Source organism: Kribbella sp. NPDC056861 (genome assembly GCF_040687575.1).
GTDB lineage: Bacteria > Actinomycetota > Actinomycetes > Propionibacteriales > Kribbellaceae > Kribbella.
The window spans coordinates 149,124-166,635 of the sequence record NZ_JBFBNQ010000001.1 but is presented as its reverse complement, the minus strand read 5'-3'; the positions used below and the strand labels follow the sequence as shown (position 1 = coordinate 166,635).

18 protein-coding genes are annotated in these 17,512 nt (G+C 68.9%); 6 read left to right on the top strand and 12 right to left on the bottom strand.

Annotated elements, in window-relative coordinates:
- Positions 1-13: 13 nt before the first annotated feature.
- Positions 14-574 (top strand): hypothetical protein, encoded by a 561-nt coding sequence (locus AB0P21_RS00785; protein ID WP_363692724.1) that lies wholly within the window; start codon positions 14-16, stop codon positions 572-574.
- Positions 575-577: 3 nt separating this feature from the next.
- Entirely contained in the window at positions 578-1,138 is a 561-nt protein-coding gene (locus tag AB0P21_RS00780; RefSeq protein ID WP_363692723.1) for a hypothetical protein, read from the top strand.
- Here AB0P21_RS00780 and AB0P21_RS00775 read toward each other — a convergent pair.
- The 9 genes from AB0P21_RS00775 to AB0P21_RS00735 all read right to left on the bottom strand — a co-directional run bounded on the left by AB0P21_RS00775 (position 1,130) and on the right by AB0P21_RS00735 (position 8,367).
- Entirely contained in the window at positions 1,130-1,756 is a 627-nt protein-coding gene (locus tag AB0P21_RS00775; protein ID WP_363692721.1) for an acVLRF1 family peptidyl-tRNA hydrolase, read from the bottom strand. The two genes, AB0P21_RS00780 and AB0P21_RS00775, sit on opposite strands and share 9 nt — an antisense overlap.
- Before the next feature lie 73 nt (positions 1,757-1,829).
- Entirely contained in the window at positions 1,830-2,222 is a 393-nt protein-coding gene (locus AB0P21_RS00770) for a metal-sulfur cluster assembly factor (RefSeq protein ID WP_363692720.1), read from the bottom strand.
- Positions 2,215-2,685, bottom strand: a complete 471-nt coding sequence (sufU, locus tag AB0P21_RS00765) for a Fe-S cluster assembly sulfur transfer protein SufU (protein WP_363692719.1) — start codon at positions 2,683-2,685, stop codon at positions 2,215-2,217. Before sufU ends, AB0P21_RS00770 begins: the two co-directional genes overlap by 8 nt.
- A 2-nt stretch (positions 2,686-2,687) precedes the next feature.
- Positions 2,688-3,944: a cysteine desulfurase gene (locus tag AB0P21_RS00760; RefSeq protein WP_363692718.1), complete on the bottom strand. Its 1,257-nt coding sequence runs from the start codon at positions 3,942-3,944 to the stop codon at positions 2,688-2,690.
- Positions 3,941-4,705, bottom strand: a complete 765-nt coding sequence (sufC, locus tag AB0P21_RS00755; RefSeq protein WP_363692717.1) for a Fe-S cluster assembly ATPase SufC — start codon at positions 4,703-4,705, stop codon at positions 3,941-3,943. Before sufC ends, AB0P21_RS00760 begins: the two co-directional genes overlap by 4 nt.
- A gap of 23 nt (positions 4,706-4,728) precedes the next feature.
- A complete protein-coding gene (locus AB0P21_RS00750) occupies positions 4,729-5,064 on the bottom strand; it encodes a non-heme iron oxygenase ferredoxin subunit (RefSeq protein WP_363692716.1) in 336 nt (111 codons plus the stop codon).
- A gap of 2 nt (positions 5,065-5,066) precedes the next feature.
- On the bottom strand, positions 5,067-6,257 hold the full coding sequence (gene sufD / locus AB0P21_RS00745) for a Fe-S cluster assembly protein SufD (protein ID WP_363692715.1): 1,191 nt from the start codon (positions 6,255-6,257) through the stop codon (positions 5,067-5,069).
- Positions 6,257-7,669 (bottom strand): Fe-S cluster assembly protein SufB, encoded by a 1,413-nt coding sequence (gene sufB, locus AB0P21_RS00740; protein ID WP_363692713.1) that lies wholly within the window; start codon positions 7,667-7,669, stop codon positions 6,257-6,259. Before sufB ends, sufD begins: the two co-directional genes overlap by 1 nt.
- Positions 7,666-8,367 (bottom strand): helix-turn-helix domain-containing protein, encoded by a 702-nt coding sequence (locus AB0P21_RS00735; protein ID WP_363694395.1) that lies wholly within the window; start codon positions 8,365-8,367, stop codon positions 7,666-7,668. The genes sufB and AB0P21_RS00735 overlap by 4 nt, the downstream gene beginning before the upstream one ends.
- 154 nt (positions 8,368-8,521) lie before the next feature.
- On the opposite strand from AB0P21_RS00735, the gene AB0P21_RS00730 reads away from it, so the two are divergent.
- The 3 genes from AB0P21_RS00730 to AB0P21_RS00720 are packed head-to-tail and all read left to right on the top strand — an operon-like array spanning position 8,522 to position 10,981.
- Complete coding sequence (locus AB0P21_RS00730; protein WP_363692712.1) at positions 8,522-9,238, top strand: ABC transporter ATP-binding protein; 717 nt, start codon at positions 8,522-8,524, stop codon at positions 9,236-9,238.
- Complete coding sequence (locus tag AB0P21_RS00725) at positions 9,235-10,029, top strand: ABC transporter permease (RefSeq protein WP_363692711.1); 795 nt, start codon at positions 9,235-9,237, stop codon at positions 10,027-10,029. The genes AB0P21_RS00730 and AB0P21_RS00725 overlap by 4 nt, the downstream gene beginning before the upstream one ends.
- Positions 10,030-10,054: 25 nt before the next feature.
- Entirely contained in the window at positions 10,055-10,981 is a 927-nt protein-coding gene (locus tag AB0P21_RS00720; RefSeq protein WP_363692710.1) for a COX15/CtaA family protein, read from the top strand.
- Here the strand turns inward: AB0P21_RS00720 and AB0P21_RS00715 are convergent.
- The 3 genes from AB0P21_RS00715 to AB0P21_RS00705 all read right to left on the bottom strand — a co-directional run bounded on the left by AB0P21_RS00715 (position 10,974) and on the right by AB0P21_RS00705 (position 14,916).
- Positions 10,974-12,023: a ScyD/ScyE family protein gene (locus AB0P21_RS00715; protein WP_363692708.1), complete on the bottom strand. Its 1,050-nt coding sequence runs from the start codon at positions 12,021-12,023 to the stop codon at positions 10,974-10,976. The two genes, AB0P21_RS00720 and AB0P21_RS00715, sit on opposite strands and share 8 nt — an antisense overlap.
- Before the next feature lie 190 nt (positions 12,024-12,213).
- Positions 12,214-13,908, bottom strand: coding sequence for a hypothetical protein (locus AB0P21_RS00710; protein WP_363692707.1), 1,695 nt, complete (start codon positions 13,906-13,908; stop codon positions 12,214-12,216).
- A 93-nt stretch (positions 13,909-14,001) separates the two neighbouring features.
- The gene (locus AB0P21_RS00705; protein ID WP_363694394.1) at positions 14,002-14,916 is read right to left on the bottom strand and encodes a heme o synthase; all 915 of its coding nucleotides are present in this window, start codon (positions 14,914-14,916) and stop codon (positions 14,002-14,004) included.
- Positions 14,917-15,300: 384 nt separating this feature from the next.
- On the opposite strand from AB0P21_RS00705, the gene tkt reads away from it, so the two are divergent.
- On the top strand, positions 15,301-17,481 hold the full coding sequence (gene tkt / locus AB0P21_RS00700; RefSeq protein ID WP_363692706.1) for a transketolase: 2,181 nt from the start codon (positions 15,301-15,303) through the stop codon (positions 17,479-17,481).
- Positions 17,482-17,512 lie beyond the last annotated feature (31 nt).

Sequence of the window (17,512 nt, the reverse complement as noted above, 5' to 3'; positions counted from 1 at the left end):
CGCCATGCCCGGCATGATGGTCGTAGACGACGAGAGGGACGGTATGGCGTTCGCGGTGGCTCGCACCAGGGATGAGGCTCACCTCTACCTGGAGCTGAACCCCTGCCAGGACTGCGGTTCGATCGACGCGCCCTGGGAGCACGGCATCGCCGAGGTGGATGGCGAGCTGGCGATCAGCTATGCCGGGGTCTGCCCTGGGTGTGGCGCGGAACGCGAGTACCTGTTCGGGATGCCGGCCAAGGAGACCAGAGCGGGGTCCTGGCCGACCTTCGGTGGGCCGGAGCCGTCCGAGCTGCTCGACGCGGGTCAGTGGCTCGACGTCGCTGATCGCGCGGCGGGCGCAGTACCGGCTGATCCTGCGGAGGCCGGGCGGGTGCTGGCGGTGGCCCGGGCTGCGGTCGACGAGGTCATCAAGTTCATCCCGCCGGGGCAGGACGCCGTACCGGATGATGAGTTCTGGACGCCGGAAGGCAGCCGTGTCAGAGCCGCCGAACCGGGTAGGTTCCGGCTGGACCGCCTGCTGGTGACGCGTGACACGTACGACGAACTCAGCCGAGAAACAGGAGCTAGCTAACCGATGCTGACCGCAAGGACGCTGACCGAGGCGCAGACCTACGTGAGCCTGCTGATCGCGGCCGACGAGACCGCGCCGGCCACCGCGCCCGCGCCGATCGAGCCCGGCCCGAACGTGGCCGAGGGCCCGGATGCGTGGACGTTGACCACAACGGCCGGCGAGATCGCAGTGCCGTACGCGTCGGAGGACGCGGCCCGGAAGGCCGGCGCCCGCTTCGGCCTGGGTGTGTCTCCGCTGGTCGACGCCGCGCAGTGGGTGTTGCTGGCCGAGACGTTCGCACGCCGGGCGCTGGCGGCCGACATGGCCTACACCGGCGAACCGGATCAGGACCGGACCAGTGTCGAGCTCAATTGGGAGTTCGCCGCCGACGCGGTCGGCGAGGCATTGAAGTTCGTGCCGGAGGGTGCCGACCAGGTGCCGGCGGCCGGCGTCTGGTCCGAGCTCGGAGTGAAGGCGCTCGAGCAGAACCCGGCGATGGTGACGCGGGCGAAGCTGGTCGACGATCTGGAGTATTACCGCGGCACGCTCGAGGACTTCCGCGCGCTGTACGGTCCTTCAGTCTGAGCCCGGCGGGTCGGTGAGCTCGATCCGGATCGCACGAGCGTCCACACCGGCCTGCTCCAGGACCTTCTGCCGCGGATCGGCCACGCCCAGGAACGGCGGCCGGACCAGCGGCCGGATCGCCTTCAGTCGTGGGTCTTCCAGCACGGTGTCGATCGCCTTGCGGTCTCCCCCGCACACCAGCACGTCGAGCTTGGCCGACCCGAGAATCCGTACTGCGACCTCGGTCGCCGCGTTGAACGCCTCTCGGGCCTGATTGTCCCGCCGCCGGGCGAACCGCTGCTGCGACCAGCCACCCGCCTTGGTGGTGCCCTGGACGTGCCGCGAGCCGACCTTGGAGTCCACCAGCTTGCCGCCCTCGAAGACACCCGCGCCGTAGCCGCCGCGGCGTACCAGCAGCAGCCCGATCCGGCGATCGGCGAGCACATGCGCGACCAGCCCCCCAGGGGTCAGGTCGGCCAGCGGCCCGAACGGCACCTCGATCTCGGCACGCGAGCCGTCGTCGGCCGTGGCGGTCACCTGGTCCGGCGTCACGGCGTACGACGTGTCGCCGTGGCGCTCCGTGAAGCCCGCCAGCCAGCGTTCGAGCCGCTCGGGGCCGATGGAGACGATTCGGGTCACGTGCGGACGCTAGCGCATCCGGACATGCGAAAGCCCGGGCCACCTGACCCGGGCTTCCACAGCTCGACCGGCCTCAGACGTTGAAGCCGAGGGCGCGCAGCTGCTCGCGACCGTCGTCGGTGATCTTCTCCGGGCCCCACGGCGGCATCCAGACCCAGTTGATCCGGAAGTCGTTGACCAGGCCCTCCAGCGACATCCGGGTCTGGTCCTCGATCACGTCGGTCAGCGGGCAGGCCGCGGACGTCAGCGTCATGTCGATGATCGCCGTGTTCGAGTCGTCGACGGTGACGCCGTAGATCAGGCCGAGGTCGACGACGTTGATCCCGAGTTCGGGGTCGACGACGTCCTTGAGCGCCTCGGTGACGTCCTCGACGGCGACCGGGGTGGTACCAGCACCGGCCGGCTTGTTCGCCGCGTCGAGATCCACCTCGGGCAGCTCGATCTTCTCGTCGGTCTGGTCAGACATTGGTGACTCCTCCTGTGTTCGCCTCGGCCTTGGCCAGCGCCTGGGCGGTGGCGTCGCGCCAGGCCGACCAGCCCAGCAGCGCGCACTTCACTCTTGCCGGGAACTGCGCGACACCCGCGAAGGCGACGCCGTCTTCCAGAACTTCTTCGTCGGGTTCGACGTTGCCGCGACCCTGCATCAGCTCCAGGAACTTCTCGTACGTCGCCATCCCCTCGGCGACCGGCTTGCCGATCACCAGGTCGCTCATCACCGAGGTGGCGGCCTGGCTGATCGAGCAGCCGACGCTGTGGTGCGTCACGCTCGTCACCTTGTCCCCGTCGAGCTCGACGCGCAACGTGACCTCGTCCCCGCAGGACGGGTTCACGTGGTGCACCTCCACGTCGTACGGGTCCGCCAGTCCCGCGTGGTGCGGGGTGCGGTAGTGATCCAGGATGATCTCTTGGTACAGGCTGTCGAGCTGCATGTTCAGTCCACCTTGAAGAATGACCGGACGAATCCGAGGCCCTCGACCAGCGCGTCGATCTCCTCGGGTGTCGTGTACAGGTAGAAAGACGCTCTGGTCGACGATTGCATTCCGAACCGCTCGTGCACCGGCCGCGCGCAGTGGTGCCCGGCGCGAACCGCGATGCCCCGGGTGTCCAGCACCGTCGACACGTCGTGCGGGTGCACCCCGGCCAGCTCGAAGCTGATCGCTCCGCCGCGGTCGGCGATGTCGGTCGGCCCGAGGATCTTCAGCCCCGGCACGGTCTGCAGCCCTTCCAGCGCGTACGCCGTGATGGCCTGCTCGTGCGCGGCGACCTTGTCCATCCCGATGCCGCTCAGGTAGTCCAGCGCCGCACCGAGACCGACCGCCTGCGCGATCGGCGGCGTACCGGCCTCGAACCGGGCCGGCGGCGGGGCGTAGGTCGAACCCGTCATCCGGACGACCTCGATCATCTCGCCACCACCCAGGAACGGCGGCAGCTGAGCGAGCAGCTCGTAGCGCCCCCAGAGCACCCCGATACCGGTCGGGCCAACGGCCTTGTGACCGGTGAAGGCGAGCAGGTCGGCGCCGAGCGTGCTGACGTCGACCGGGAACTGCGGCACCGCCTGGGAGGCGTCGACCACGACCGTCGCGCCGACCGCGTGGGCCTTGGCGGCGATCTCGGTGATCGGGTTGATCGTGCCGAGCGCGTTCGACACCCAGGTCAGCGAGACCACCTTGGTGCGCTCGTTGATCAGCTCGTCGATGGTGCTCAGGTCGAGGCGGCCCTCGTCGGTGACGCCGAACCACTTCAGCGTCGCGCCGGTCCGCTCGCACGCCATCTGCCACGGGACGATGTTGCTGTGGTGCTCCATCTCGGTGATGAGCACCTCGTCCCCCGGCTCGAGCGCGGCGCCGAGGGTGTGCGCGGCCAGGTTGAGCGCCTCGGAGGCGTTCTTGGTGAAGACGATCTCGTCGCGGTTGGTCGCGCCGATGAAGGCCGCCACCTTGTCCCGGCCGCCCTCGTACGCCGCGGTCGCCTCCGCGCCGAGCTGGTGCATGGCACGGGCGACGTTCGCGTTGTGCTGCAGGTAGTGCTCCTCGATCGCCTTGACCACCTGGACCGGCTTCTGCGACGAGTTCGCCGAGTCCAGGTAGGTCAGCGGGAAGCCATTGGCCAGCTCCCGCGCGAGGATCGGGAAGTCCGCCCGGACCGTTTGCAGGTCAAGCGGACTGCTGAAGGTCCGGGCGTCGGTCATGCCTTGGCGCCTGTCTTCAGGAACCGCTCGTAGCCGTTGGCCTCGAGCTCGTCGGCGAGCTCCGGGCCACCCTCTTCGGCGACCTTGCCGTCGACGAACACGTGCACGAAGTCCGGCTTGATGTAGCGCAGGATCCGGGTGTAGTGGGTGATCAGCAGCACGCCCTTGTCACCCTTCTCCGCGAACCGGTTGACGCCGGTGGAGACGATCTTCAGCGCGTCGATGTCGAGGCCGGAGTCGGTCTCGTCGAGGATCGCGATCTTCGGGTCGAGCAGCTCCAGCTGGACGATCTCGTGCCGCTTCTTCTCACCGCCGGAGAAGCCCTCGTTCACGTTCCGGGTGCCGAAGTCGGCGTCCATGTCCAGGTCGGCCAGCGCCTTGTTGACGTCCTTGACCCAGGTGCGCAGCTTCGGCGCCTCGCCGTCGATCGCGGTCTTGGCGGTGCGGAGGAAGTTCGACACCGACACGCCGGGGACCTCGACCGGGTACTGCATGGCCAGGAACAGGCCGGCCCGGGCGCGCTCGTCGACGGCCATGTCGAGGACGTCCTCGCCGTCCAGCGTCACGGTGCCGCTGGTGACGTTGTACTTCGGGTGGCCGGCGATCGAGTACGCCAGCGTGGACTTGCCGGAACCGTTCGGGCCCATGATCGCGTGCGTCTGGCCACCGGCGATGGTCAGGTCGACGCCGCGCAGGATCTCCTTCGGGCCGTTCTCGGTGTCGACCGACACGTGCAGGTCGCGGATCTCGAGTGTCGCCATCAGAATTTCTATCTCCGTCTTTACTAGGAAGCCTGGTTCAAGGGGTTTTTGACGTCGACCAGCAGATCGTCGCCGTCGACGCGGACCGGGTAGACCGGCACCGGGTCGTACGCCGGCAGGCTGAGCGGCTCGCCGGTAGTCAGGCTGAAACGCGAGCCGTGCAGCCAGCACTCGATCTCGCAGTTCCCGACGTCGCCTTCGGACAGCTGGATCTGCGCGTGCGAGCACTCGTCGCGGATGGCGAAGTACCGGCCTTCGCTCTTCACGACCGCCACCTCGACGCCACCCACCTCCGTCGCCAGCACTCCCTCGTCGGGGAGGTCGGCGACGGCGCAGGCGCGTTCGAACGAGTCACTCATACTCAGGCCTTGGCCGCCGCGGTCAGCTCGGCCGTCCGGGCCAGCTTCTGCTCGATCACCTCGTGCAGGTGCTCGACCACCTCGGTGACGCCGATCCGGCCGATGATGTCGTTGAAGAAGCCGGACACCACCAGTCGCCGGGCCACGTCCTCGGGGATGCCGCGGGCCTGCAGGTAGAACAGCTGCTCGTCGTCGAACCGGCCGGTCGCCGACGCGTGGCCGGCCCCCTCGATCTCGCCGGTCTCGATCTCCAGGTTCGGCACCGAGTCGGCGCGGGCGCCGTCGGTGAGCACCAGGTTGCGGTTCAGCTCGTAGGTGTTGGTGCCTTCGGCCGCCGCCCGGATCAGCACGTCGCCGATCCAGACCGAGCGGGCGTCGGCGCCGGCCAGCGCGCCCTTGTAGAGCACGTTGCTCTTGCAGTTGATCGCCTCGTGGTCGACGAACAGCCGGTTCTCGTGGTGCTGGCCCGACTCGGCGAAGTACACGCCGAGCAGCTCGGCGTCGCCGCCGGGACCGGCGTACCGGATGTTGGTGGAGAGCCGGACGATCTTGCCGCCCAGGGTGACCGCGACGTGGTTGAGCTTGGCGTCGCGGCCGACCACGGCGTCGTGCTGACCGACGTGGATCGACTCGCTGTCGCCCTGCTGGATCGAGACGACCCGCAGCTCGGCGCCGTCGCCGACGGCGATCTCGACGTTGGCGCCGTACTCGCCGCTGCCGGTGTGGTCGATGATCACGGTCGCGCGGCTGTGCCGGCCGGCCTCGATCACCAGGTGGCCGAAGCTCCGGCCGCCCAGCCCGGCGATGTTCACGTGCACCGGCTCGGACAGCTCGGCGTCGTTCGGGATCCGGACGGCGAGCGCGTCGCCGGCCTGGCTCCAGGCGACGGCGGCGATCCGGTCCTGCGGGGTGAGCGCCTTGACGGCGTCCGCGGCGACGGTCTCGATCACGACACCGTCGGGACCGTGCGCGTCGACCTTGACGGTCTCGGTGCCGGCCTCGTCGGCGAACAGTGCCTTCAGGGCCTTGATCGGGGTGAAGCGCCACTCCTCTTCACGGCCGTTCGGCACCGGGAAGTCGGCCACGTCGTACGACGTGGTCCGCTCGCTCCGGGCCTGCAACGGCACCGGGGAACCCGGTCCGTGGGAGTGCGCCTGGTTGCCGGTGGCGACCAGGGTTTCGGTGGCTGACATCAGCCGACGGCCCCTTCCATCTGCAGCTCGATCAGTCGGTTCAGTTCCAGCGCGTACTCCATCGGGAGCTCGCGGGCGATCGGCTCGATGAAGCCGCGGACGATCATCGCCATCGCCTCGTCCTCGGCCATCCCGCGGCTCATCAGGTAGAAGAGCTGGTCGTCACTGACCTTGGAGACGGTCGCCTCGTGCCCCATCGCGACGTCGTCCTCGCGGACGTCGACGTACGGGTAGGTGTCGGAGCGGCTGATGGTGTCGACCAGCAGCGCGTCACAGCGCACCGTGGACTTGCTGTGGTGCGCGCCCGGCGCGACCTCGACCAGACCGCGGTACGACGTCCGGCCGCCACCGCGGGCCACCGACTTCGAGACGATCGAGCTGGACGTGTACGGCGCGTTGTGCACCATCTTGGAGCCGGCGTCCTGGTGCTGGCCCTCGCCCGCGAACGCGACCGACAGGGTCTCGCCCTTGGCGTGCTCGCCCATCAGGTAGACGGCCGGGTACTTCATCGTCACCTTGGAGCCGATGTTGCCGTCGATCCACTCCATCGTCGCGCCGGCCTCGCAGGTGGCGCGCTTGGTGACCAGGTTGTAGACGTTGTTCGACCAGTTCTGGATCGTCGTGTAGCGGCAGCGGGCGCCCTTCTTCACGATGATCTCGACCACGGCGGAGTGCAGCGAGTCCGACTTGTAGATCGGCGCCGTGCAGCCCTCGACGTAGTGCACGTAGGCGTCCTCGTCGACGATGATCAGGGTCCGCTCGAACTGGCCCATGTTCTCGGTGTTGATCCGGAAGTAGGCCTGCAGCGGGATGTCCACCTTGACGCCCTTGGGCACGTAGATGAACGAGCCGCCGGACCAGACGGCCGTGTTCAGCGCGGCGAACTTGTTGTCGCCGACCGGGATGACGGAGCCGAAGTACTCCTGGAACAGCTCCGGGTAGTCCCGCAGGCCGGTGTCGGTGTCGACGAAGATGACGCCCTGCTCCTCCAGGTCCTCACGGATCTGGTGGTAGACGACCTCGGACTCGTACTGCGCGGCGACGCCGGCGACCAGGCGCTGCTTCTCCGCCTCCGGGATGCCGAGCTTGTCGTAGGTGTTCTTGATGTCCTCGGGCAGCTCTTCCCAGCTGGTGGCCTGCTTCTCCGTCGAGCGGACGAAGTACTTGATGTTGTCGAAGTCGATGCCGGACAGGTCGGCACCCCAGGACGGCATCGGCTTGCGGTCGAAGAGCTTCAGGCCCTTCATCCGCAGGTCCAGCATCCACTCCGGCTCGTTCTTCAGCGTGGAGATGCCCCGCACCACGTCGGCGCTGATGCCACGCTTGGCGATGGAGCCGGCAGCGTCACTGTCGGACCAGCCGAACTTGTACGTGCCGAGCCCATCGAGCTCGGGGTGAGCGGTTTGCGTCATCTTGCAGTCCTCGCAGATTCGCTGTCGGATACAGGAGATACCGATGCCGGGGCACCGGGAATGTGTGTTGTGCAGACACCGTCGCCGTGGGCGATGGTGGCCAGGCGCTGGACGTGCCTGCCGAGGAGTCTCGAGAACACCTCGGTCTCGGCCTCGCACAGCTGGGGGAACTGCTCGGCCACATGGGCGACCGGGCAGTGGTGCTGGCACAACTGCTCGCCGGCACCGGCTTGCTGGGCGGACGCGGCGTAGCCGTCCGCGGAGAGCGCCTTGGCCAGGGTCTGCGCCTTCTCGCTCTCGGGAACCGCTGCCAGCAGCTCCCGGTACCGCTCTTCCACCTCGACCACCCGGCGGCGGGCGAACGCCACGACGGCCTCGTCGCCACCGGACTCCGCGATGAAGCGGAGGGCGGTCGCGGCCAGGTCGTCGTAGGCCTGGTGGAAGTCGTGCCGGCCGGTGTCGGTCAGCACGAAGACCTTGGCGGGACGGCCACGGCCACGGGGGCCGTAGACACGCTCCTCACGGCTCTCGACCAGGCCCGCTTCGAGCAGGTGGTCGAGGTGCCGGCGGACCGCCGCCGGGGTCAGCTGGAGTCGCTCGGCCAGCACCGCGGCGCTGGACGGCCCGTTGGTCAGGATCGACCGGGCGACCCGGTCCCGGGTCGACTCGTCCCGCGCCACAGCGGTGCCCGAGGGCACGGTGCTGGTCTGTGCGGGAGTTTTCACAACATCAGTGTCACCTAATTCGGGGAGCCCTTCAAATAAGGCTGCCCTAACCGGTTCACGGCTCCCCGCTGGGCTCGGAGGGTGACCGTGAGCAGGGTCACGTCGGGGCGTTGACTACCCTGCACTTGTGCCAGTCGCGGTGGAGATCGACAACCTCGTCGTCCGGTACGGCGAGAAGGCTGCTGTGGACGGGCTCAGTCTCACCGTAACCGGCGCAACAGTGACGTCCGTGCTCGGCCCCAACGGCGCCGGCAAGACGACCACGGTGGAGAGCTGTGAAGGCTTCCGCCGCCCCGACTCGGGGACGGTCCGGGTGCTCGGGCTGGACCCGATCGCCGACCACGACGCCCTGATGCCGCGGATCGGCGTGATGCTGCAGGAGGGTGGCGCCTGGTCCGGCGTCCGCGCGCTGGAGATGCTCCGGTACGTCGCCTCGCTGCACAGCCATCCGCTGGACCTGCCCGGGCTGGTCGACCGGCTCGACCTCGGGACGTGCGGGCGTACGCCGTACCGGCGGCTGTCGGGCGGCCAGAAGCAGCGGCTGTCACTGGCGATGGCGATCGTCGGGCGGCCGGAGATCGTCTTCCTGGACGAACCGACCACCGGGCTCGACCCGCACGGCCGCCGGGAGATCTGGCAGCTGATCCGGGACCTGCGCGACGACGGTGTGACGGTCGTGCTGACCACCCATGCGATGGACGAGGCAGAGCAGCTGTCCGACCAGGTGCACGTGGTGTCGGCCGGCAAGGTGATCGCCTCCGGCAGTCCCGACGTACTGACCGAGCACGGCGCCAAGTCGCTCGAAGATGTCTACCTGGCGCTGACGGCTCGGGAGAGCAAGTGAGTACGGATCAAGTGACTACTACCTACGTACCGCGCCCTGGCTCAGCTCCCTGGCCCCGCAAGGTCTACTCGCACGCAGTGATGGAGTTCCGGCTGCTGCTGCGCAACGGGGAGCAGTTGCTGCTGGCCCTGGTGATCCCGCTGGGCCTGCTGCTGCTCCTGGGCGGCACCGGGCTGGGTGACCGGCTCCCGCTAGGCGACGGGCCTGCTGTCGACCTCGCAGTACCGCGGGTGCTCGCGTTGGCCGTGCTGTCGACCGCCTTCACCTCGCTGGCGATCGCGACCGGCTTCGAGCGCCGGTACGGCGTTATCAAGCGGCTGGGCGCCTCTCCCCTGTCCCGGACCGGTCTGCTGGCCGGGAAGATCGGCGCGGTGCTGGCGATCCAGGTGATCCAGCTTGTCGTGCTGGTGGCCACTGGCTTCGCGTTGGGCTGGAAGCCGGTTGGTGGAGTAGCTGCCGTGTTCGGCGTCCTTCTGATGGTCCTGACCGGTACTGCGGCCTTCGCGTCGCTCGGGCTGCTGATGGCCGGCGTACTGCGTGCCGAGGCGACTCTGGCCGCCGCGAACCTGCTGTACCTGCTGCTGCTGGTCGGCGGCGCGATCATGACTCCGGTCGAGGAGTACCCCGAGGGGATGCAGGGCGTAGTACGGCTACTGCCCAGTGCTGCCCTGGCAAACGGGCTGGCGAACTCCACTCTGGAAGGCGTCGTGCCGTGGGCAGCAGCGCTGTCTCTGGCGTTGTGGGCGGCAGTGCTGGGTTACCTGGTGTCCCGGACCTTCCGATGGGACTAGCAAGAGCCTTCTCTAGAGTGTGCCGGTGACCACGGACGCGCCCACCCACCCGACCGAGCCCGTGACCGGCTTCTGGCGACTGGTGCCAGAGCCCAGCCTGGACGTCGTACGACGCTGGGGCTGGGCCTCTGTCGTCGTCAACATCGGCATCGTGGTGACCGGCGGGCTGGTACGGCTCACCGGGTCGGGGCTCGGCTGCCCCACCTGGCCGCAGTGCACCGACGAGTCCTACGTGCCGCACAGCGCGTTGGGGATCCACGGCGCGATCGAGTTCGGCAACCGGATGCTCGGGTTCGTGGTGGCCGTGGTGGCGATCTGTACCTGGCTGGTCGTGATGCGTTACCGGCCGCGCCGCACCGACCTGCGGCGACTGGCGACCGGCGCCGCCCTCGGCGTACCGCTGCAGGCCGGCATCGGCGGCGTCAGCGTCCTGACCGGGTTGAACCCCTGGATCGTGTCCCTGCACTTCCTGGTCTCGTGCCTGATCATCGCGTTGACCGTCGCCATGATGAGACGCTCTCGCACCAGCCCCTATCCGCACACTCCCCCAGTGGTCCGCGCGCTGGCCACCGCTTCGGTGGTGACGGTCTGGCTGGCTGTTGCCCTGGGCACCGTTGTCACCGGCGCGGGACCGCACTCGGGCGATCCCGACACCGGTCGCAACGGCCTGGACGAGACGGTGATCAGCCAACTGCACGCCGACGTCGTGTTCGGCTTGCTGGGCGTCACTGTGGCGCTGGTGATCGCCACCCGGGTCACCGCAACCTCCCGCACCCTGCGCAAGCTCGCCGCCTGGTTGCTGGCGGCCGAGCTGTTGCAGGGCACGGTCGGCTTCACGCAGTACTTCACGGGCTTGCCGTGGGTGCTGGTGCTGATTCACATGTTCTTCGCCGCACTGCTGATCGCTCTGGTCACAGCGGTGTACGGCGAACGCGGTACGCCTGCTACTTGATCCGGTAGACGGCGCCTGGACCGAACAGCGGCGATGAGACGAACACATCGCCGTACTGGTTGATGGCCGCTCCCGACGGGAGCACCAGCTTGCCCTTGGCAAGTTCCTTCTTGACGCCGGCCTTGTGGTGCTTGCCGGGGTACTGCAGGAACAGTGAGCCGATCGGCGGCGGCGCGGTCGGGTCCTCGGCCGCCAGCCAGGTGGCCTTGGCGAACTCGACGACCGCGATCGTGCCCCGCGGTCCGCCGGCCAGGTCGACGATCGACGTGTAGCCGTCGGCGTACCGCTGACAGTTGCCCTTGGCAGGCTTCACCGGGTCACACACCGCGCCGACCGAGCCCGGCTTGATCCGCCAGACCTGCGAGGTCCCCGCAGTACCAGGGAAGCCGCGCAGCTCGCCCACGTAGTAGTACCCGTCGGACCCGACCGTCACCGAGGTCGCGACCGCTTCGGCCGGCGCCAACTGCCCACCGAACTCAGGCGGCGCCTTGACGACCCGGGGCTTGAGCCTCGCGACCGTCTTGATCCTGCCGTTCGGCCAGACCCTCAGCAGATCGTTGCCCGCCGCATCGGCGACCAGGATCGTGCCGTCCCTGAGCGCCGCCACCCCGAACGGATTCGACTCGGTCGCCGGACCCTCCAGGTTGAACGGATCCGGGTCCTTCAGCTGGTACTTGCCGATGTCCGCGATCGCCACCGGCGCCTTGCCCGGCCGCAACTTGAACAAGGTCGCGCCTCCTGGCGGGAGCGGCTGACCCGGCTCACCACCCGCACCGGTGAGCGCGTACGTCGTACCCCACCGGTCGGTGTCGATCGCCGGCGCGAACCCACCCGGCAACGTGCCGAGCTTCTTGATCCCCTTGTTGGTGCCGTAGGCCCACGCCTCGTAGACCGACCCGTCACCCAAGCTGTAGACGACCTTGGCCCCGTGCGTCGCCACACCCCGCGGACCGTTGAGCCCGCTGACCACCGGCTTGAGCCCCTGCCCACCACCAGTGGCATCCGCCGGCGCCGCGACCAGCATCGTGCCGACCAACGCCACCGCCGAAACCGCCGCTATACGTGCTTTCCTGACCCCCACTACCGCCCCCTAGGTCTCCGTCCCCCCAGGTGGAGCCGCCCTCCACGGACCCTTCATGGCAACACCCCGATCTCTTCAGGTCAACGGGAAAACTCCCCGCCACCGAGCGTTCACCGAGGGCACATAGGTGCTTATGGCAAGCAATCGCGGACTACAGCCCGGTCGTGACCACCGAGCCGTTCGGCAGTCTGGCGAAGCTGGACATGAACGTCCACGCCGCGGTGGCGGCCGATGGGAGCGGCTCGTGGCTGGCGTTGCCGATGCTGGCCAAGGCAGTCAGGCGTCTGCCGTCGACGCTTGGGTACTCCTTGATGGTGACCGTCACGTCGGCGAACTCGCGGTCGTGGACCGTGGAGGTGCGTCGCGCCGCGATCCCCCACTGCAGGTCGGCCGCGGCGTTGTACACGTAGTTCGGCGTGACGTGGTTCTGGGCGAACAGCGCGGCCAGCCTGGCGTCGATGTCGTTCGCCTTGTCGTTGGGCTGGAAGAACTGGAACCGCTGGTGCGGGGACTCAGGCAGCGGGGAGTTCTCGCCGGCGAAGTAGATCGTCGGCATCACCAGTGGCGGGATGGCGGCGACCGGTCCGAAGGAACCGTTGGACGGCGCGATGGCGGCGAAGCGACCGGCGAACTGGGTCCCGAGCTCCCAGGTCTTCACCGAGCCCATCGAGAACCCGGTGGCGTACACGCGGGTGCTGTCGATCGCCGGGTACTCGCGTTGCAGCCGGTCGAGCAAGGCGACGATGTCGGCGCCGGTGCGTTCGACGTGGCGGTTCACCGACACCACCATGAACCCGTGCTGCTTGGCCAGCAGCGGCCACCCGGTGGCGATGGTGTGGTAGTCCGCATCGCTGCCGCCACCGTGGAAGGTGAGCACCAGCGGCACTCGCCGATGCGATGCCGAGCGGGGCACGTAGGTCGTGTACTCCTGTGCCCGGCCGTTGATCTGCGCGACGGCTCGGCGGACCGAGATGCCCTCGTCGGCGTAGTCGGGGATCCGGTACACCTGCAGTGCTGTGTTGGTCTCTGCTGTGCGGTGGATCGCGTAGCGGACCACCCGCTCGTAGCCACGGCGCAACGCGGCGCTGTCGAACCCGTGCCGCGCCGCGCGATCCTGCTCGCCGAACAACCCGTGCCGGTTGTTCAGGCGTCGGTAGGAGTCGTCGACCCGCCTCGATCCATTGACCACGTACGCCGGCACCTCGGCGCCCTGGACCGGACGCGTCGCGGCGTCGTGCGGGTTGAACAGGGTGACGGCGGTCGGTGTCCAGGACTGGACCACCGGCGTGCCGTCGTACCGGGGAAATGCGGCCGGGATGTCGATACCTGGCACCACCCGGCGGCTGACGAAGTCGGCACCCGCGCCGTCGGCGAACAGGTACACCCTGGCCTTGGTCCCCGGATAGAGGCAGCGGAGTTGACCGTCGGCGCCGGTTGAACACAGCTTGCCCTCGTGGTCGTACGGCGTACCGGTCGAGTCGCCGAAGCGAGCCAGTGCCGCGGCCACTCCCGCGGTGTCGCCTGCCTGCCAGCGTGGGCCGGCCGGGTTCACGAACGCGACCACGCCCTGCTGGTCGGCAGCGATCCTGGCCAGACCGGACGACTCCGCAGTACGTCGTGCGCTGTCCGAGGTGAACGTCCTATCACCGAGCACCAGCAGGATCGGGGTGGACGCCGCCCGATAGCCCGTGTCGCCCTTCGGCACGTACACGAAGAAGTCGTTTCCGGTGGTCAGCCGTTCACTCACCACCACGGCGCGCTGCGGAACAGCCGGCGCGCTCGTCGGCATCAGCACGGCGACGGCACAGGCAACGGTCAACGCAGACGTCATGCGTCTGATCAGCACGGGCGGGCTCCTTCGATCGGCGCGTGAGCCGACTATCGGCGCCGATCGCCCGCTGAGCAGCCGACTTGCCAACCAATGACAAGCCTGGCGCTGCTACCTCAGGAGCGGGTCGATGGCGGCGGCGATGAAGAGGAGTGCCAGATAGATGTTCGAGAAGTGGAACAGCCGCATCGGACGCAGTGCCGGACCCTCGGCGCCGGTGTTGGCGCGGGCGAGCAGGGCGAAGGCCTCGCGGAGGAAGACGACACCGAGGACGACGGCAGCGAGCGGGTAGACCCAGCCTGTGTCGCCGACCGGCCACAGGGCGATCGAGGTGATCACCATGACGATCGAGTACGCGAGGATCTGGCGGGCCACCGCGACCGGCGTGGCGACCACCGGGAGCATCGGGACATCGACCGACGCGTAGTCCTCGCGGTAGCGCATCGCGAGCGCCCAGGTGTGCGGGGGCGTCCAGAAGAAGACGACACCGAACAGGACCAGCGGCGTCCAGGCGAGCTCGCCGGTGACCGAGGTCCAGCCGATCAGGGTCGGGAAGCAGCCGGCGATGCCGCCCCAGACGATGTTCTGGACCGTGCGTCGCTTGAGCCACATGGTGTAGCCGAAGACGTAGAACGCGTTCGCGGCCAGGGCCAGTACTGACGACAGCCAGTTGACCAGCAGGCCGAGCTCGATGGTCGCGAGGACGCCGAGCACGATGCCGAAGACCATCGCCGAGCGAGGGCTGACCGCGTGCCGGGGCAGCGGGCGGCGGCGGGTGCGGCGCATCTGCTCGTCGATGTCGCGGTCGAGCACGCAGTTGATCGTGTTCGCCGAGCCGGCGGCCAGGATGCCGCCGAGCAGGGTGGCGGCGACGATGCCCAGGCCGGGGACTCCCCCGGCGGCCAGGAACATCACCGGCACCGTGGTGATCAGCAGCAACTCGATGATGCGCGGCTTGGTCAGACCGACGTACGCCTTGATCACGTCGCGCACCGACGGACGGGTCATCTCCAGGGATGGGTCCATCGGAAGCGGCGCCGGGTACGACGTCGTCGCGGCTGGACGCGGGTCGACGGCCGTCACGAACACCTCGAAAACTCATGGTTGACGCCGGGGACCGGCGCTGACGGTTCGACAGTCTACGACGGCCCGTAGGAGTCCTTTGCACCCACCCGTGCCGGGGTGTCGGATGGGGCGCCGGATGTGATCTGTGAGACGCCTGGGGCAGGCCGGGAACAACGACAGGCCGGTTCCAGTTGCGGAGGTATGAAGGGCACTGGGCGGCTGGGCGAGTAGGCTCGCTCACGGTGACGCACGGGGCGCTTCGGCCTGTGGACGCACGCGTCCGGCCGGGCTCTCCCAGCGCCCTTTACCGCAGTGTTCGCAGCCATCGAGAGGAGCGCCGCCGGCGTGACGGAGAAGACCAGCCCCAAGCTTGACTGGACCGAGCTCGACAAGCGCGCGGTCGACACCGTGCGGGTCCTCGCGCTGGACGCCGTGGAGAAGGTCGGCAACGGCCACCCCGGTACTGCGATGAGCCTCGCCCCGGCCGCGTACCTGCTGTTCCAGAAGGTGATGCGGCACAACCCCGCCGACCCGCACTGGGCCGGGCGCGACCGTTTCGTCCTGTCGGCCGGGCACTCCAGCCTGACGCTCTACATCCAGCTCTACCTGGCCGGCTTCGGTCTCGAGCTCGACGACCTGAAGGCGCTGCGCACCTGGGGCAGCGCGACCCCGGGCCACCCGGAGTACAGCCACACCCCCGGCGTCGAGACCACCACCGGTCCGCTGGGTCAGGGTGTCGGCAACGCGGTCGGGATGGCGATGGCCGCTCGTCGCGAGCGTGGCCTGCTGGACCCGGACACGGCCAAGGGCGAGAGCCTGTTCGACCACGACATCTACGTGATCGCCTCGGACGGCGACCTGGAGGAGGGCGTCTCCGCGGAGGCGTCGTCGCTGGCCGGGCACCAGAAGCTCGGCAACCTGACGGTGATCTACGACGCCAACAAGATCTCGATCGAGGACGACACCGACATCGCGTTCTCCGAGGACGTCGCGGCCCGCTACGCGGCGTACGGCTGGGACGTGCACGACGTCGACTGGACCAATGGCGGCACCGGGTACGAGGAGAACGTCCAGGCCCTGTACGACGCAATCGAGGCCGGTCGCGCCGTCACCGACAAGCCGACCTTCATCCGGCTGCACACGATCATCGGTTGGCCGGCCCCGAACGCGCAGAACACCGGCAAGATCCACGGTTCCGCGGCGGGCGCCGCCGAGGTGGCCGCGACCAAGACCGTGCTGGGCTTCGACCCGGAGCAGAGCTTCGAGGTCACCGACGACGTGATCGCGCACACCCGCGAGGCGGTCGACCGCGGCAAGGCACTGCAGGCCGAGTGGACCACGCAGTACGACGCGTGGCGGCAGGCCTCCCCCGACCAGGCCGCGCTGTTCGACCGGCTGGACAAGCACGAGCTGTCGCCGGGCTGGAAGGACGCGCTGCCGAGCTGGGACGCCGACGAGAAGGGTGTCGCCACCCGGGCGGCCTCCGGCGAGGTGCTGACCAAGATCGCGCCCGCGCTGCCCGAGCTCTGGGGCGGCTCGGCCGACCTGGCCGGCTCGAACAACACCACCCCCAAGGGCCAGCCGTCGTTCATCCCGGCCGAGCACGCCACCAAGGAGTTCCAAGGCAACGAGTACGGCCGCGTCCTGCACTTCGGCATCCGCGAGCACGCCATGGGCGCGATCCTGAACGGAATCGCCCTGCACGGCGGCACCCGGCCGTACGGCGGAACGTTCCTCACCTTCAGCGACTACATGCGCCCGTCGGTCCGGCTGGCCGCGTTGATGAAGCTGCCGGTCACCTACGTCTGGACGCACGACTCGATCGGCCTCGGCGAGGACGGTCCGACGCACCAGCCGGTCGAGCACATCGCGGCCCTGCGCGCGATTCCGGGCCTCGACGTGGTCCGCCCGGCCGACGCCAACGAGACCGCCGCCGCGTGGGCGACGATCCTCGAGCACACCGACCGCCCGGCCGGCCTGATCCTGACCCGGCAGAACGTGCCGACCTACCCGCGCGGTACCGACGGCTACGCGACCACGGAAAACGTGCACAAGGGCGGCTACACGCTGCTCGACACCGACGGCACTCCGGACGTGGTGCTGATCGCCACCGGCTCCGAGCTGCAGCTGGCGGTCGAGGCGAGCAAGACGCTGGCCGCCGAGGGCATCAAGGCCCGGGTCGTCTCGCTGGTGTCGCGCGAGTGGTTCGACGAGCAGGACGACGACTACCGCAACTCGGTCATCCCCGTCGGCGTGCGGGCCCGGGTGTCGGTCGAGGCCGGCATCAAGCTCGGCTGGCGTGAGCTGATCGGTGACGCCGGGCGCAGCGTGAGCCTGGAGCACTACGGCGCTTCGGCCGACTACAAGAAGCTCTACACGGAGTTCGGCATCACCGCCGAGGCCGTCGTGCAGGCCGCGAAGGACAGCATCGCCGCGGCCGCTGAGCTCGGTGGCAGCGGGGTACCAGCAGGACGCGCCGCAGCAGGGCCGGTCGGACCGGCCGACACAGCCGCCGCCAACCACTGAACAACCACAGCACCTTTCGGAGGGCTTCGGA

What these genes read in the sequence shown, in the direction of transcription:
- sufC (WP_363692717.1), bottom strand. Translation starts at nt 4,705, where the DNA reads ATGGCGACACTCGAGATCCGCGACCTGCACGTGTCGGTCGACACCGAG.
- AB0P21_RS00780 (WP_363692723.1), top strand. Translation starts at nt 578, where the DNA reads ATGCTGACCGCAAGGACGCTGACCGAGGCGCAGACCTACGTGAGCCTG.
- AB0P21_RS00760 (WP_363692718.1), bottom strand. Translation starts at nt 3,944, where the DNA reads ATGACCGACGCCCGGACCTTCAGCAGTCCGCTTGACCTGCAAACGGTC.
- AB0P21_RS00705 (WP_363694394.1), bottom strand. Translation starts at nt 14,916, where the DNA reads ATGGACCCATCCCTGGAGATGACCCGTCCGTCGGTGCGCGACGTGATC.
- AB0P21_RS00785 (WP_363692724.1), top strand. Translation starts at nt 14, where the DNA reads ATGATGGTCGTAGACGACGAGAGGGACGGTATGGCGTTCGCGGTGGCT.
- sufD (WP_363692715.1), bottom strand. Translation starts at nt 6,257, where the DNA reads ATGTCAGCCACCGAAACCCTGGTCGCCACCGGCAACCAGGCGCACTCC.
- AB0P21_RS00750 (WP_363692716.1), bottom strand. Translation starts at nt 5,064, where the DNA reads ATGAGTGACTCGTTCGAACGCGCCTGCGCCGTCGCCGACCTCCCCGAC.
- AB0P21_RS00770 (WP_363692720.1), bottom strand. Translation starts at nt 2,222, where the DNA reads ATGTCTGACCAGACCGACGAGAAGATCGAGCTGCCCGAGGTGGATCTC.
- sufU (WP_363692719.1), bottom strand. Translation starts at nt 2,685, where the DNA reads ATGCAGCTCGACAGCCTGTACCAAGAGATCATCCTGGATCACTACCGC.
- sufB (WP_363692713.1), bottom strand. Translation starts at nt 7,669, where the DNA reads ATGACGCAAACCGCTCACCCCGAGCTCGATGGGCTCGGCACGTACAAG.